Genomic DNA, 14,674 nt, shown 5'->3' with positions numbered 1-14,674 from the left:
CATTCGCGGCGCCGCGCGCAGCCCTCCGACGACGAGGACTACCGCCCGCCCTGGTGGTGAGAGCCGCGTGCCCGCGGTACTACACCGGGCGTAGCGCGAGTGCATCCGGCCAGACGATGTGACCGCCCGTACCCGTCGCCGAGCATCGACTCATCCGCACACGAGGAAGGGTCGATGAACCATGGTGATGACGTTGGCGACGCAGATGGCACAGGGCGGCTGGCACGACGGCGGCGACGCCCCGGCGTTCTGGCCCGTCTTCCCGATCATGTTCGGGCTGTTCTGGCTGGCCGTGCTGGGGGCGGCGTTCTACCTGATCCGCCGCCGGATGAACGGCGGCACCGCGGCGGCCCCGGCGGCGGCCGACCCGATGGCCAAGGCGCAGTCGGTGCTCGCCGAGAGGTTCGCCCGCGGCGAGATCGACGAGGACGAGTACCTGATGCGCATCTCGACACTGCGCAACGGAAGCTGACCGCGATTTGCCGGGCCACGATGGCCGCCGAGTGGCGGCGTGCCGCCCTTGCCGCGCGACGGCCGGGGCGGCACGCCGCATGTGAACGGGAGGGCGGGCGGTCAGTCGGCGCGGGCCTCTTCGAAGATCCTGCCGATGCCGTCCGCGTAGCCCGGGGCGCGGGCGGCGGCGTCGGTGAAGCGGGTGAGCAGCCGCGCGAACTCGGTCCGCTCGTGCGCCGTCCAGCCGGCCATGAGCTCGTCGAGGTAGGCGCGGCGGAACCGGTCGGCCACCTGCTTGACGCGCAGCCCCGGCTCGGTGAGCCCGAGGTTGGCGCGGCGGGCGTCGACGGGGGACGGGCGCCGGGACACCAGCCCCGCGTCGATCGCGTGCCCGACCAGGCGGCTCGCGGTGGACGGGTCGATCTCCAGCCGTTCCGCGACCGCGCCGACGGTGATCTCACCGGGCGGCTCGTCCGTGCCGGGGGTCTCGCCTGCTGTGAGGGCGGCGACGGCGTTGACCACCATCAGGTTGGAGAGCTGCAGGGGTCGCCCGCCGGTCTCCGCCGGCGCCTGCGCGCGGATCCGTTTCATGAGGTCGGGCTTGACCCAGGCGCGGCGCAGCTGGAGCAGCGCCGCGCCGATGTCCGCGAGGGCGGGGTCGGAGAGGGGCTCGCCATGCGATTCCGGCGCGGCCTGTTCGTGTTCGGCCGTGTTCCGTCCGGTGGGCCGTTTCGTGGCGGGGGTCTCCGTCGCCATCCAAGGGTCTCCGTTTCGGTGCCTGTCATCGTCGTGGCATCTCGGACGTCACGCCGGACGCTGCGGTTTCCCACCCTAACGGCTGTAGTGTGCACATGTTCACTACTGCTGTTACGGACGGTCCCCGTGGGACACACGGCGCTGAAGATCCCCTGGTGAGCGGGGATGTGATGCACTGAACCGGCGGCTGCCGTTGCCCGCGAACCACCGGAACTTGTCGGCGCGGACGCGTAACATGACACCCGCCCGAACCCGGACGACCCGGGATCAGTAACCACAGAGGGGACCTGATGCGAGCGGCGAACGCCCCCGGCGACCCCCGCGATGACGTCCCCCCACAGGACGCGAGCATGGACGATGGCCCAGCCCCCGAGACCGTGACCGATGACGAGGGCGGGGCGGACGAGGCCGCCTTCCCCGCCGACCTGCTCTCCGAGCGCGACCGCCGGATCCTCGCCTTCGAGCGGCAGTGGTGGAAGTACGCCGGAGCCAAGGAGCAGGCCATCCGCGAGCTGTTCGACATGTCGGCGACGCGGTACTACCAGCTCCTGAACATTTTGATCGATCGGCCTGAGGCGCTCGAGTGCGATCCGATGCTCGTCAAGCGCCTGCGCCGAGTGCGGTCGCAGCGGCAGCGCAGCCGCGCGGCGCGCCGCCTCGGCATCCGGCCCTGACCCGGCCGCCGACCGGTCCTGGTCGCCGGCGACGCCGCCGGCGAACTCGCGCCGGGTGGTTCTGGCGACACCCGGAACGAGAAGGTTCACTGGTCGGGTGAACTCTCCCCGCTCCGTGACGGCCGCCGGCGCCGACGGCCTTGACGCGATCCGCACACACCCGGCCGAGGCCGTGCTCGGCTTCGACTTCGACGGCACCCTCGCGCCGATCGTGGACGATCCGGCCTCGGCCCGGGCGCATCCGGACGCGGCCCCGGCGCTCGCCCGGCTGGCTCCGCGGGTGGGCGCCCTGGTGATCGTCACCGGGCGTCCCGCCGCGGTGGCGGTCGAGTACGGCGGTTTCGAGGGCATCGACGGCCTGGTGGTGCTGGGCCAGTACGGCCTGGAGCGCTGGGAGTCGGGCGCTCTGACCGTGCCCGAGCCGCCCCCCGGTGTCGCCGAGGCCCGCGCCAAGCTGCCCGACGTGCTGAAGGCGGCGGGTGCGCCGCCGGAGACGTTCATCGAGGACAAGGGGCAGGCGCTGGCGGTGCACACCCGGCGGTGTGCCGAGCCGGAGGTCGCGCTTGAGCGGCTGCGGAGCATCCTCGCCGCGCTGGCCGAACGCACCGGCCTGACGGTGGAGCCCGGCCGCCTCGTCCTGGAGTTGCGGTCGCCCGGGATGGACAAGGGGATGGCGCTGCGGTCGTTCATCGCGGGCCGCGGGTCCCGTCCGTCCGCCGTGCTGTTCGCGGGCGACGATCTCGGTGACCTGGCCGCGTTCGACGCCGTCGAGTCGCTGCGCGCGGAGGGGGTGCCCGGTGTGCTGGTCTGCAGCGGATCCGCCGAGGTGACGGCGCTGGCCGAGCGGGCGGACGTGGTGGTGGACGGCCCCGAAGGAGTCGTCGGCCTCCTCGGGACCTTGCTCGGCGCCTCCTCCTGACACGCGCTGACCGTGCCCCGGCCGGCGGGGCCGCTGCTGAGGGCCGGTCGTTGTCGGAGAAGTGACAAGAGTCGTTCTCGGATTTATCGCATCTCGCGAGATTCCCGGGGTGCCAGCGGTTCACGTGCGCACGTGGGGCAAAATGTGGCGGATTGCGGTAAGTGTGTGATTTGCGGGGTACCGCGCTAGGAAAGGCGAGGACTAGACGGTGGACACGGAACCGGGACTCCCACGCCGTCCGGGGGAAGCACGGCACACGCCCGCCCGGGGCACCCCTGCGCCCCGCGAGACGCCCGTACAGGGACTGCCGGTGCATCCGGCGGCACCCGAGCGGCCGGGCGGCCGGACGTCGCCGTCGGGCACCCCGGTCCCGCCGGGCGCGCCGACGAATCCGACCGTCCAGGGGCCGGGGCATGTCCAGGGGCCGAGGCGTGCTGGACCGGCGGAGACGCCGGGCGTCTGGGGGCGTCCGCCGGAATCGTCCCCGCGGCCCTCGGGGAGGTGGCCCGAGTCCGGCGGTCCGGGCCCGGCGCGTGACGAGGGGCCCGGAGGCGCCTGGGCGGGTGCGCCCGAGGCGCAGGACGCGTACGTCGAGCAGGACGGACCGGCGGGCCGGTCGACCCGGGAGACCGGCGGTGTCCAGGTGCGGCTCGGCCCGCGGGCGCAGGCGCGCGAGCGGGAGCGGCGGCGCAAGGCGAGCCGTCGCACGGGACGGAACGGCATTCTGGCCGTGGCGGGCGTGCTCGTCGTGGCCGGGCTGGTCGCGATCGGGCTCGTGCTGACGCCCGGGTCGGAGGACGGCGGAGCCGAAGCCGACGAGGCGGCGGGGCCGAACGCCGAGAACGTCGAGCTTCCGGAGGCCGGGACGCCCGTCGAGGTCGGCACGACCGACGGGTTCAGGTACAAGCTCGCCGCCGTGAGCAGCGGGTTGGACGAGGAGGCCGCGACCCAGTCCGCGCCGCCGTCCGGGACGTCCTACCCCTACATCGACTACCTGCTCAGCAACCCGACGAACAACGAGGTGCTGCTCGAATACCCTGGCGATGTCTTCGTCAAGCGCAACCTCGTCGCGCCGTCCGGGCGGTCGCGATGCGAGCCGCAGACCGGCGTTCCCGAAAGCTGGTGCACGCCGGCGACGGGCAGCAAGGTCGTGCAGCGGCTCGCGGGCGGGGAACTCGTCAAGGGGGACGGTGGCGACCAGTACATGCCGCCGGGCTCGACGTACATGGTGCGGATCACGGTGCAAGTCCCCGTTCAGCGCGATGTCGGCCCCACGGACATGAGCCTGTACGTGTGGAGGCAGCTCTACATGGCGGACAAGCCCGCCAAACATGTGCCCTTCCCGGAGTGAACCGTGCCCGGCCGCGCGCACGTAGGTCACGTAAACAAGGTGGACGCATGGCACGAGGGCGGTCCGCTTCGTCGTCCTGACTGGCGCCGCTGACACCCGTGCCGCTGCTCAACTCCCCGGTTGTCGGCGAGTGACAAGAGTCGTATCCCTATTTGTCGGATCTCGCGTGACTCTGGTGACGCACCTAGACCGGCCGTCCAATTGCGTCAAAATATGATGTAGTCGGTAAGTGTGGTTCAGGGGGGAATCGCATGAGGACATGGGGAGGCTAGACGGTGAACACGGAACCGGGACTTCCGCGCCGTCCGGGTGAGGTGAGAGGCAGCCCTCCCCACGGCGTTCCGGCCGCCAGGGCGACACCCGCGGAGGGGACGCCGCACCATCCCGCCCAGCAGGTGCAGCCGCCCCGCGAGCCGGGCGTGCGGACGCCGCCGGGCGCCCCGATTCCGCCGGGCGCGCCTACGCGCCCCATCGTCCACGCGGCGTCCGGGCCGGAGGAGCCGCCGCGGGTCTGGGGCCGTCCGCCCACATCGCCGCAGCCCCGTGTCCGGCCGCGGGAGCCGGAGCCTGACGGCGACGGGTCGTGGTCCGGTGCCTCCGACGTACAGGACCCCTACTCCGAGCGGGAGTCCCCACGACAGGGCGCCCTTGCCGGGCGGGAGGGCGAGGCGTCGTCCACCGGGCCGCTGCACCTGCGGGAGACCAGCGGCGTGCAGGTGCGGCTCGGATCGCGGGAGCGCGAAGAGGAGCGCCTGGCACGGCGGCGCGCCGGACGGCGCAGCGGGCTCGTCGCGGCGGGTGTGCTCGTCCTGGCCGGGCTGGTCACGGTCGGGCTCGTCCTGACCCGCGGGTCCGGCGACGGCGACGGCGACGTGGTGGCCGGTGAGCGGAGTTCCGGCGCCGGCGCCGACGTGCGGCTGCCCGCCGCCGGGGCGCCGGTCGAGGTCGGCACGGCCGACGGCTCCCGGTACAGGCTGGCCGCGGTCACCAGCGGGGTGAGCGACGGCGCCGCGGCCGCGGTGCAGTCGGAACCGCCCGCGGGGACGGCGTTCCCCTACATCGAGTACATGCTCGGCAACCCGACGAACGAGCAGGTCCTGCTTGACTTCCCCGGCGACGTGTTCGTGAAGCGCGAGCTCGTCACGCCCGAGGCGCAGGGACGGTGCATGCCCCAGGCCGGCGTCCCCGAGGACATGTGCACGCCGCCGACCAAGAGCACGGTCGTGCGGCGGCTCGCCGGCGGGGAGCTGATCGACGGCGAGGGCGGCGACAAGTACCTCGCGCCGGGCGGTACGTACCTGGTTCGCGCCACCGTGGACGTGCCCGTCAAGAGCGGCGTCACCCGCAAGGACATGGGGCTGTACGTGTGGAAGCAGCTCTACATGGCCGACCGGCTGGCCAAGCAGGTGCCCTTCCCGGGCTGACCGCCACCCGGCCACCGGGCCCCGCCACGTGAAACCGCCGCGGCCGGTACGTCCGGTCGCGGCGGTTTCGGCTGGTCGACGGGGCGGGCGACGCCACGCCGGCCCGGCGGCGGGCTCACTCGGCTTCGGGGTCGTCGGCGAGGATTCCGTACAGGCTGCGGCGGGCGTCGTTGACGACGTCCAGCGCGCGTGCCTTCTGGGTCTCACTGCCGACCGCCATGACCTGGTGAAGGGCACCCATCAGCTGGCCGATCGCCTCGCGTCCGCGCAGGACGTTCTCGCCGGCGGCCTCGGTGACCTCGTCCCAGGGGGCGGTGGTCTGCGCCGACGCCGCCTCGCGGCCCGCGCCGGTGAGGGAGAACAGCCGCTTGCCGCCCTGCTCCTCGCTGCTGACCAGGCCCTCGTCCTCCAGCATCTGGAGGGTCGGGTAGACCGAGCCGGGGCTCGGGCGCCAGACGCCGCCGGTGCGGCCGTCCAGTTCCTGGATCATCTCGTAGCCGTGCATGGCCCGCTCGGCGAGCAGGGCGAGCAGGGCCGCGCGGACGTTGCCGCGCCGGGTCCGCCGCCCGCGTCCACCGCGTCCGCGGTGGCCGGGGCCGAACCCCGGACCGCCGGGTCCCCAGGGGCCGAACTGGTCGCCGCGCCGCCCGCGCTGCCGGGGCCCGCGCGGGCCTCCGCGCCCTCCGTTCGTTGTGTCACGCATCGCAGTCTCCTTACTCGTTATCGGTTGCGATGCATTAACGATATATCGGAATAGCTCACGATGCAACGTCTTGTGTCGGACGAGGGCAGGCCGGAAGGCCGTGCACGGTCCTGATCGTGCACGGCGACCTGCGTTCTTCAGGGCCCGGTGACCTTGAGGTTGTCGAGGATGTCCTTGGTGGCGTTGCGGTTGTCGGTTTCCTTGACCCGGATCCACAGGCCGAACTTGCCGGACCTGTCCTTGAGCCCGACCTCGGTGACGGACGGAGTGCCGCTCTTGCAGTTCGTGAAGCGCGTGATCGTCCCGCTGAGCGCCTTGTCGGGCGTGGTGTAGTTCTCCGGCGCGGCCTTCGTGCACTGCGAGTGGACGGCCGCGGTCGGCGGGGGAAGCTGGCCCTGGCGCACGTCCGTGGTCACGCCTATGAAGACGCCGGGGCCCTCGCCGTCGCCGAGGAAGGCGGCCTTGTCGGGCGTCGCGCGCAGCACCGGACGCGGCTGACCGTCGTTGAGGTTGACGGCGGACGGCGTCCATGTCTGCTCGGGATCCTTGGGCCACGCCTTCGGCACTGCGGTCTTGATCTTGCCCGCGTTGTCGGACACCGCCGCGAAGTCCTTCGGGACCTGGGGCGTCTTCTCCTCCTTGCCCTCGTCGTCGCCGGAGAACAGCAGACCGAGGGTCAGTCCGCCGATCAACGCGACCACCAGCACGACCGCGGTGATGAGCAGGGGCGTGACGAACTTCTTCCTGGCGCCACCGCCGCCCTGCCCGCCGCCGGGACCTTGTCCCTGCCCTTGGGCCTGGCCTGGAGGCGGCGGCTGAAATCCGGTGGGAGGCTGACTTGGCTGACCTGGTGGTCCGGGCTGACCTGGCTGGCCGGGCTGGCCGAAGGGGGGCGAGCCCCCGGCGCCCTGGCCCATGGGCGGTTGCATGGCGCCGCCCTGCGGACCGACCGGCGGGGCGCCGTTCTGCGGTGCCCCCGCCGGGAGCACGGCGGTCTTGTCCCCGTCACCGCCCTGGCCGCCCGGCGGTGGCGGCGGAGCCTGGTGCGAGGACTGCATCGACACGGTGCGGTCGTTGTCATTGTCGGGAGCGGTCGGCCCCTCCACCTGCCCGAAGGGCGTGCCCCGCCCGCTCGCGCCGTCCACGACCGTCCGCTCGCCCTCGTCCTGCGGGGCCGGCGGGACCCGCATTGCGGACGTGCCGATGCCGTCCTCCCCCGGCTGCCCGCCCTGCCACGGGCCCTGGGCGGGTGGAGGCCCCTGCCCTTGGACGGAGTGCTGCGCCGGGCCCGGGCCAGGAGCCTGGCCCTGGACGGGAGTCACCGCCTGACCGTGGCCGGGAGGCCGGCCTGATCCGGGCGGAGGGGCCTGGGCGCCGTCCTGGTAGTAGTCCTGGACGGTCGCGTCCGCGTTGATCGGCGGAGCCGGTGGCGCGTACGCGGCCGCGGCCGCACCCGGCGCCGACGTCGGACGCAGCGTGGACAGCGCCTCCGCGAACGCCTCGGCGGTCGGCCACCGCTTCTCCCGCTCGACCTCAAGGGCCCGCAGGATCACCTGGTCGAACGCGGGGGAGACCCCCTCGCGCAGTGCGCTCGGCGCCGACTTGACCGGCGCCGGGCCCGGTGCCTTTCCGGCGACCATGTGGTAGGTCAGCGCGCCGAGCCCGTACACGTCGGCGCGGACGTCCAGGCCGCCGCCGAATCTCGCCTGCTCCGGCGACATGTACCCGGGCGTGCCGACCGGCAGGGTGAACGCCCCGGAGGCGTGCGCGAGCGCCTTCGCCAGCCCGAGGTCGGCGATCAGCACCTTCTCGCCGCCGTCCGGCGTCGACTGGAACAGCACGTTGGTCGGCTTGAGGTCGCGGTGGATCACGCCCAGGGTGTTGATCACCTCGACTCCGTGCGCGATCTCCTCGGCGAGGGCGATGGCCTCGTTGACCGGAAGTGGTCGTTCGCGCATGCGGTCCGCGAGCGTCCCGCGGTCCGCGTACGACATCACGAAGTAGGGGCGCCCGTCCGGAAGCTCCCCGATGTCGTGGACGCGGACGAGCCGCTCGGAGTCGGCGCGGCGCAATATCCGGGCCTCCTCCAGGAAGCGGTTGCGCACATCCAGATCGTCGATCAGGCTGCCGGACAGGACTTTTATCGCCACTTGGGAGTCCAGGGCGTCGTCGTGCCCCAGCCACACAGCGGCGAACGCCCCCGAACCCAGGACGCGATCGATCCGGTAACGGCCTACTGATGGTGGGAAAGACACTCCCGTATCATCCCAACAACGGGGTGAGTGTGCGAACGAGCAATGAGGCGGCATGGCATTCGACGAGAGGACCGAGGAGCTGGCGGTCAAGGCCGCCCAGGGCGACCAGGGCGCCCTCAATGAGCTTCTCCGCAAGATCGAGCCGGACGTCCTGCGGCACAGCTCCCGCTTCCTGCCCTGCCGGCAGGACGCCGAGGAGGCATGCCAGGACGCACTGCTGCAGGTGGCACGGAACATCCACCGCTTCGAGGGCAGGTCGAGGTTCAGTACCTGGCTGCACGTGGTCGTCGCCAACTCCGCCCGCTCCACCTACCGGTCGCTGAAGCGCCGCTCGGTGGAGCAGGCCGGTGAGATCCCGCAGCAGCGCCCCGACCCGCGCCGGACCAGCGTCATCGCGGGCTCCCGCGTCGACATCCTGGACGCCATGGAGGACCTGGAGGCCCGCAAACCCGACCTCATCCAGGCCCTCGTACTGCGGGACGTCTCCCAGCTGGAGTACGCGGAGATCGCCGAGCAGCTGGGCCTTCCGCTCGGCACGGTGAAGTCCCGCATCCACGAGGCGCGCAAGCAGGTCAGGCAGACGCTGGGGGAGTCCTACACCTGACGGCGTCACGTCCGGCGCGGGATCGTCAAGCATCGGTAATCGGCGGGCAAGAGTGCCTCCATGACCCGGGTCGCCGCCCAGGTCCGTGGGACACGATGCCGTGCATGTCATCAGGCCCGGATCCCCGCCACGACCGCCCGATCTTCGTCCTCGGGTGTCCCCGCTCGGGGACGACGCTGCTGCAGCTGATGCTGCACTCGCACGCCCGGATCGCGATCCCGGCGGAGACGAAGTTCGTCATCCCCGCCTATGCGCGGCGGTGCCAGTTCGGTGACCTGGAGGACAGGGAGAACAGGCGTGCGCTCGCGGAGTGGATCACGTCGGAACGGTCCACCAAGTTCCACGCGCTGGGCCTGGACGCCGGTGAGGTCGTCGAGGAGGTCGTCGCCGGGCCGCCGACGCTGGGCTCGGCGATCGGCATCGTGTTCCGCGCCTACGCCGGCCTGCACGGCAAGGAACGCTGGGGCGACAAGCGTCCGAGCTACTCCCGGCATGCCGGCGCGCTGTTGAGGATGTTCCCGGACGCGCAGTTCGTCCATCTCATCCGGGACGGCCGTGACTGTGTCGCCTCCCTCCTGGAGATGCCCTGGTACGACAGGGACGTCCAGCACGCCATCTCCGCCTGGCGGGAGGCGATCGACCGCGGGCACCGGCTGGCCGGGCGCCTCGGCCCCGACTCGTACTACGAACTGCAGTACGAGCGGCTCGTCGCCGACCCCGTCGACGAGCTGACCCGCCTCTGCGGGTTCCTCGGCGAGGACTTCGACCCGGCCATGGCCCACCCGGAGGGCCTCGCGAAGCGCACCGTCTCACCCCGCAAGAAGTGGCATGGACGGACGCACGACGCCGTCACCACCAACCGCGTCGGATCCTGGGCGGAGCGCCTCGACCCCTGGCAGATCAGCCTGGCGGAGGCCGCGTTCGGCGAGCGCCTCGCCGAGTACGGCTACGAGCCGAGCGGCCTGCCCAAGCCGCCCGCGTCCCAGCTCGCCCGCTTCACCAAGACCAGCACCCACCGCCGCCTGGCCCAGCAGAAGGCCGCCCTGCGCGAGCGCTGGAAGCAGCACCACGAACCGAACCCGGTCGAATCCAGGCTGACGCGCCAGAACACGGCAACCCCCGCCCCCTGACCCCGGGCCTCGTTGACTTGCGGCGTGTCGTTGTTTTCGACGCGCTCATAACAACAACACGCCGCAAGTCAACGCAACCGGGCGTGGTCGTCAGTCGAGGGCGGTCAACTGGTCGGCGAACCATTGCCGCGGGGGGAGGGCCGTCGCGGCGGCGGCCAGGCGGGTGCAGCGTTCGGCGCGCTGGGCGGGCGGCATCAGCAGGGCCTGGTGGAGGGTCTCGGCGGTCTGCGACACGTCGTACGGGTTGATCATCAGCGCGTCCGCGGAGAGTTCGGCCGCCGCGCCCGCTTCGCGGGACAGCACCAGCGCGCAACCGCGCCTCGACAGGACGGGCCCCTCCTTCGCGACCAGGTTCATCCCGTCCCTGATCGGGTTGACCAGCAGGACGTCCGCCAGGCCGTAGGCGGCGAGGGAGCGCGGGTAGTCGTCGTTCACCTGCAGGATCAGCGGGTCCCAGTCGGCCGTGCCGAACTCGTCGGTGATCTGCTGGGCGGTGCGCTCGACGGCCGCGGTGTACTCCCGGTACTCGGGCAGGTCGTAGCGGGACGGGTACGCGAACGCGAGGTGCACCACGCGTCCGCGCCACTCGGGATGGTTCACGAGCAGCTCGCGGTAGGCGGCGAGACCACGCACGATGTTCTTGGACAACTCCGTACGGTCGATCCGCACGATGAGCTGACGGTCGCCCACCTGTTCACGCAGCGCCCGCGCCCGCTCGACGACGTCCGGTTCGGCCGCGCGTTGGCGCAGCGCAGGCCCGTCGATGCCGAGACCGTGGACGCCTACGCGCGTGACGTGCCCTGAACAGGTGACGGTACGGGCGGCACGGTCGACCTTCGCGCCCGGCAGCAGCTCGCAGCAGTCGAGGAACGCGGAAGCCCACCTCTCGGTGAGGAATCCCGCGTGGTCGGCGCCGAGGACGCCCAGGAGGATCTGCTCGCCGATGTCGTCCGGCAGAAGCCGGTAGTACTCCGGCGGCGCCCAAGGCGTGTGCGAGAAGTGGACGATCTTCAGGTCGGGACGCCGGTCGCGGAGCATCCGGGGAGCCAGCGACAGGTGGTAGTCCTGGATCGCCGCCTTCGCGCCGTGGACCGCGTCCCGCGCGAGGGCGTCGGCGAACGCCGCGTTGTACGCCTCGTAGGACTGCCAGTCCCGGCGGGCCCGCGCGTCGAAATGCGGACTGCGCGGGGTGTCGTACAGAAGGTGGTGGACGAACCACAGCGTCGAGTTGGCCACGGCGTTGTAGGCACGGTGGAACGTCGCCTCGGGGATGTCGAGCATCCGCACGGCGGCGCCACCGGTCTCGTACCCGGCCTGGTCGATGCGGCCGTCCGGTGAACGGCGAGCGGCCGTCCGGTCGGCCTCGCCCAGGCTCGCGCACACCCACAGGACGTCCGGACCCGCCTCGGACGTCTCGCCTGTGGCCGCGGTAGCGGAGAAGCCCGGCGGGCCAGGGTCGCGCGGAGCACCCGTCACGGCCGCGAGGCCCGAGACCAGCCCGCCCCCTCCACGCCGCATGGTGAGCGCACCGTCCTCCGACAGGGAGAACGAGACCGGGCCCCGGTTCGATGCCACCAGCACTTGGCTCATACCCGAAGGGTCTCAGTTGGGGCCGAGGCGCTTCAAAGTGACCCGCGTGGTTCAAGCCAACCCCATAAGCCCCTGGAATAGTGCAAAGGGGGGCGGGTAGGCGAGCGGAATGAGCAAGTCCGAGACGGCCAAGACCGTGCTCGTCGCCGGTGCGGCGAACCTCGTCCTCGCCATCGCGAAACTGATCGCGGGCCTCCTGGCGGGATCGAGCGCGATGCTCGCGGAGGCCGCGCACTCGGTCGGAGACACCCTCAACCAGGGGTTGCTCCTCACGTCGCTGTCGCGCAGCGAACGTCCTCCCGACCGGCGCCACCCGTTCGGATACGGCAACGAGCGGTACGTGTGGTCGCTGCTCGCCGCGTTCGGCATCTTCGTCGCCGGAGCGGGGTTCTCGATCGTCTACGGCATCCTGACCATGATGGGCCGCGGCGGCAGCGGGACGAGTGTCACGCTGGCCTATGCCGTCCTCGCCCTCGCGGCCGTGCTGGAGGGGACGTCCTGGATACGCGCCTTCTACCAGGCGCGCATGGAGACCCGCGAGAACGGCCGCACCCTTCTCGAACACGTCCGCCGGTCGCCCGACCTGACGTTCAAGACGGCGCTGTTCGAGGACAGCGCCGCGATGGTCGGGCTCGTGTTCGCCACCGCCGGCCTGGTCCTCCGCGAGATCACCGGATCGGACGTCTGGGACGGCCTCGGCTCCGTCCTCATCGGCATCCTGCTCGCCGGCCTCGCGTTCGCCATCGGCCGCGAGAGCACCGGCCTGCTCATCGGACGGGCCGCCGACCCCGCCGCGCAGCGCGAGATCCGGGCCGAGATCCTCGGCGCCCGCGGTGTGACCGGCGTGGACGAACTGCTGACCATGCACTTCGGCCCCGAGCAGATCCTCGTCGCCGCGAAGGTCAACTTCTCCGACGAGATCAGCGCCGACCAGGCCGAGGACGTCGCCGGTGAGATCGATCGCAAGCTCAGGCAGCGGCTCCCGGCCGTCCGCCACGTCTTCCTGGATCCCACCCAGAGCACGGCCCACCGGGAAGAACCGGCGTGACCAAGAACGCATCCGGGTAACGTCTCAACCAGTGGACCCGCGTGTCTGGCATCCGGTCAGCTCATGTAAAGTCGACCCATACGAGCTGAAACAGGGCTCGTGGAGCTAACTGAATATTGCTCATCCAGAGGGGTGGAGGGACCGGCCCGTTGAAGCCCCGGCAACCACTCGGCTGAAGCGCGCTCGCGATCCTGCGGGGCCGGCCGGGAGATGGTGCCAACTCCGGCCTGCGACCAAGGTGGCGCAGGGAAGATGGGGAGAAAGGCCTCGCTCCATGGCAATCACGCCTGCCACTGACCTCGGACCCGCTACCGGCCTCGTGTGCCGCGAATGCGGCTCGACACGCGACCTCGGGCCCTTCTACGTCTGCGAAGAGTGTTTCGGTCCCCTGGAGATCGCCTACGACTTCGGGGGAGTCACCCGCGCGGACATCGAGTCCGGGCCCCGCAACATCTGGCGGTACCGCGGGCTGCTGCCCGTCCCGTCCACCGTGGCGGACACGCCGAACACCGAGCCCGGCCTGACGCGCCTCGTCCGCGCCGACAACCTCGCCGAGAGCCTCGGCCTGCAGAGCCTGTGGGTGAAGGACGACAGCGGCAACCCGACCCACTCGTTCAAGGACCGCGTCGTCGCCGTCGCGCTCGCCGCCGCCCGTGAGCTGGGCTTCAAGGTGCTGGCCTGCCCGTCCACCGGCAACCTCGCGAACGCGGTCGCCGCCGCCGCGGCCCGCGCCGGGATCCGCAGCGCGGTCTTCGTCCCGTCCGACCTGGAATCCCAGAAGATCATCACGACGGCGGTGTACGGCGGGACGTTCGTCACCGTCGACGGCAACTACGACGACGTCAACCGGCTCGCCTCCGAGATCGCCGGCGAGCAGGACGACTGGGCGTTCGTGAACGTCAACGTCCGCCCGTACTACGCCGAGGGCTCCAAGACCCTCGGCTACGAGATCGCCGAGCAGCTCGGCTGGCGGCTGCCCGACCAGATCGTCGTCCCGATCGCGTCCGGCTCCCAGCTCACCAAGATCGACAAGGCGTTCCAGGAGCTGATCAAGCTCGGCCTCGTCGAGGACAAGCCGTACCGCGTCTTCGGCGCCCAGGCCGCCGGCTGCGACCCGGTCGCCGCCGCGTTCAAGGCCGGCCACGACGTCGTCCGCCCGGTGAAGCCCGACACGATCGCCAAGTCCCTCGCCATCGGCAACCCCGCCGACGGCCCGTACGTCCTGGACGTCGCCCGCCGCACGAACGGCGCCGTCGAGGACGTCACCGACGAGCAGGTCGTCGAGGGCATCCGGCTGCTCTCGCGCACTGAGGGCATCTTCGGCGAGACCGCGGGCGGCGTCACCGTCGCGACCCTCCGCAAGCTGGCCGAGTCCGGCATCCTGGACCCGTCCGCCGAAACCGTGATCATCAACTCCGGGGACGGCCTGAAGACCCTGGACGCCGTCGCACCCGTCGTCGCCCCGTCCGCGAACATCGTCCCGTCCCTTGAAGCGTTCCGCGCCGCGGGCCTGGTCTGAGAGGAGCACCATGAGCAGCGTGTCCGTCCGTATCCCGACGATCCTGCGGACCTACACCGGCGGCGACGCCGAGGTGAAGGCCGAGGGCGTTACCCTGCGCGCCGTCGTCGCGGACCTGGAGTCCAGCTACTCCGGCATCTCCGCCCGCATCCTGGACGACAACGGCAAGATCCGCCGTTTCGTGAACGTCTACGTCGGCGACGAGGACGTCCGCTTCGCCGAGGGCCTGGACACCCCCACCCCCGAAG

At 71.6% G+C, this 14,674-nt stretch carries 14 protein-coding genes and 1 riboswitch; of the genes, 10 read left to right on the top strand and 4 right to left on the bottom strand.

Annotated features, from left to right (window positions below; all coding sequences use genetic code 11):
- The first annotated feature begins 193 nt into the window (after positions 1-193).
- Positions 194-472 (top strand): hypothetical protein, encoded by a 279-nt coding sequence (locus E1281_RS27200; protein ID WP_207943515.1) that lies wholly within the window; start codon positions 194-196, stop codon positions 470-472.
- 101 nt (positions 473-573) lie between these two features.
- On the opposite strand, the gene E1281_RS27195 is transcribed toward E1281_RS27200, so the two are convergent.
- Entirely contained in the window at positions 574-1,209 is a 636-nt protein-coding gene (locus tag E1281_RS27195; protein WP_131882562.1) for a MarR family transcriptional regulator, read from the bottom strand.
- 350 nt (positions 1,210-1,559) lie between these two features.
- On the opposite strand from E1281_RS27195, the gene E1281_RS27190 reads away from it, so the two are divergent.
- From E1281_RS27190 to E1281_RS27175, 4 genes are all read left to right on the top strand, one after another.
- Entirely contained in the window at positions 1,560-1,883 is a 324-nt protein-coding gene (locus tag E1281_RS27190; RefSeq protein ID WP_207943514.1) for a DUF3263 domain-containing protein, read from the top strand.
- Between the two features lie 97 nt (positions 1,884-1,980).
- Complete coding sequence (gene otsB / locus E1281_RS27185) at positions 1,981-2,802, top strand: trehalose-phosphatase (protein ID WP_207943513.1); 822 nt, start codon at positions 1,981-1,983, stop codon at positions 2,800-2,802.
- A gap of 310 nt (positions 2,803-3,112) precedes the next feature.
- On the top strand, positions 3,113-4,153 hold the full coding sequence (locus E1281_RS27180; protein WP_131882560.1) for a hypothetical protein: 1,041 nt from the start codon (positions 3,113-3,115) through the stop codon (positions 4,151-4,153).
- Between the two features lie 314 nt (positions 4,154-4,467).
- Positions 4,468-5,577: a hypothetical protein gene (locus E1281_RS27175; protein WP_165959126.1), complete on the top strand. Its 1,110-nt coding sequence runs from the start codon at positions 4,468-4,470 to the stop codon at positions 5,575-5,577.
- A 115-nt stretch (positions 5,578-5,692) separates the two neighbouring features.
- On the opposite strand, the gene E1281_RS27170 is transcribed toward E1281_RS27175, so the two are convergent.
- Both E1281_RS27170 and E1281_RS27165 read right to left on the bottom strand, forming a co-directional pair.
- Positions 5,693-6,280, bottom strand: a complete 588-nt coding sequence (locus tag E1281_RS27170) for a PadR family transcriptional regulator (protein ID WP_131882558.1) — start codon at positions 6,278-6,280, stop codon at positions 5,693-5,695.
- Between the two features lie 137 nt (positions 6,281-6,417).
- Entirely contained in the window at positions 6,418-8,535 is a 2,118-nt protein-coding gene (locus tag E1281_RS27165; protein ID WP_131882557.1) for a serine/threonine-protein kinase, read from the bottom strand.
- A gap of 52 nt (positions 8,536-8,587) precedes the next feature.
- Here E1281_RS27165 and E1281_RS27160 point away from each other — a divergent pair, with 52 nt between their 5' ends.
- Positions 8,588-9,139, top strand: coding sequence for an RNA polymerase sigma factor (locus E1281_RS27160; RefSeq protein ID WP_131882556.1), 552 nt, complete (start codon positions 8,588-8,590; stop codon positions 9,137-9,139).
- Between the two features lie 104 nt (positions 9,140-9,243).
- The gene (locus E1281_RS27155; protein WP_243717458.1) at positions 9,244-10,269 is read left to right on the top strand and encodes a sulfotransferase; all 1,026 of its coding nucleotides are present in this window, start codon (positions 9,244-9,246) and stop codon (positions 10,267-10,269) included.
- A 90-nt stretch (positions 10,270-10,359) separates the two neighbouring features.
- Here the strand turns inward: E1281_RS27155 and E1281_RS27150 are convergent, their stop codons facing one another.
- On the bottom strand, positions 10,360-11,859 hold the full coding sequence (locus E1281_RS27150; protein ID WP_131882554.1) for a trehalose-6-phosphate synthase: 1,500 nt from the start codon (positions 11,857-11,859) through the stop codon (positions 10,360-10,362).
- 109 nt (positions 11,860-11,968) lie between these two features.
- Between E1281_RS27150 and E1281_RS27145 the strand changes: the two genes are divergently transcribed.
- From E1281_RS27145 to E1281_RS27135, 3 genes are all read left to right on the top strand, one after another.
- Positions 11,969-12,907, top strand: a complete 939-nt coding sequence (locus E1281_RS27145; protein ID WP_131882553.1) for a cation diffusion facilitator family transporter — start codon at positions 11,969-11,971, stop codon at positions 12,905-12,907.
- 117 nt (positions 12,908-13,024) lie between these two features.
- Positions 13,025-13,166: riboswitch (SAM riboswitch) on the top strand.
- A gap of 15 nt (positions 13,167-13,181) precedes the next feature.
- On the top strand, positions 13,182-14,426 hold the full coding sequence (gene thrC / locus E1281_RS27140; RefSeq protein WP_131882552.1) for a threonine synthase: 1,245 nt from the start codon (positions 13,182-13,184) through the stop codon (positions 14,424-14,426).
- Positions 14,427-14,436: 10 nt separating this feature from the next.
- On the top strand, positions 14,437-14,674 hold a 238-nt coding region (locus E1281_RS27135; protein WP_131882551.1), incomplete at its 3' end, for a MoaD/ThiS family protein.

It is taken from the genome of Actinomadura sp. KC345, assembly GCF_004348515.1.
Classification (GTDB): Bacteria; Actinomycetota; Actinomycetes; order Streptosporangiales; family Streptosporangiaceae; genus Spirillospora.
Note: the sequence above shows the minus strand (reverse complement) of the source record. Positions and strands in the feature narration are given on the sequence as shown.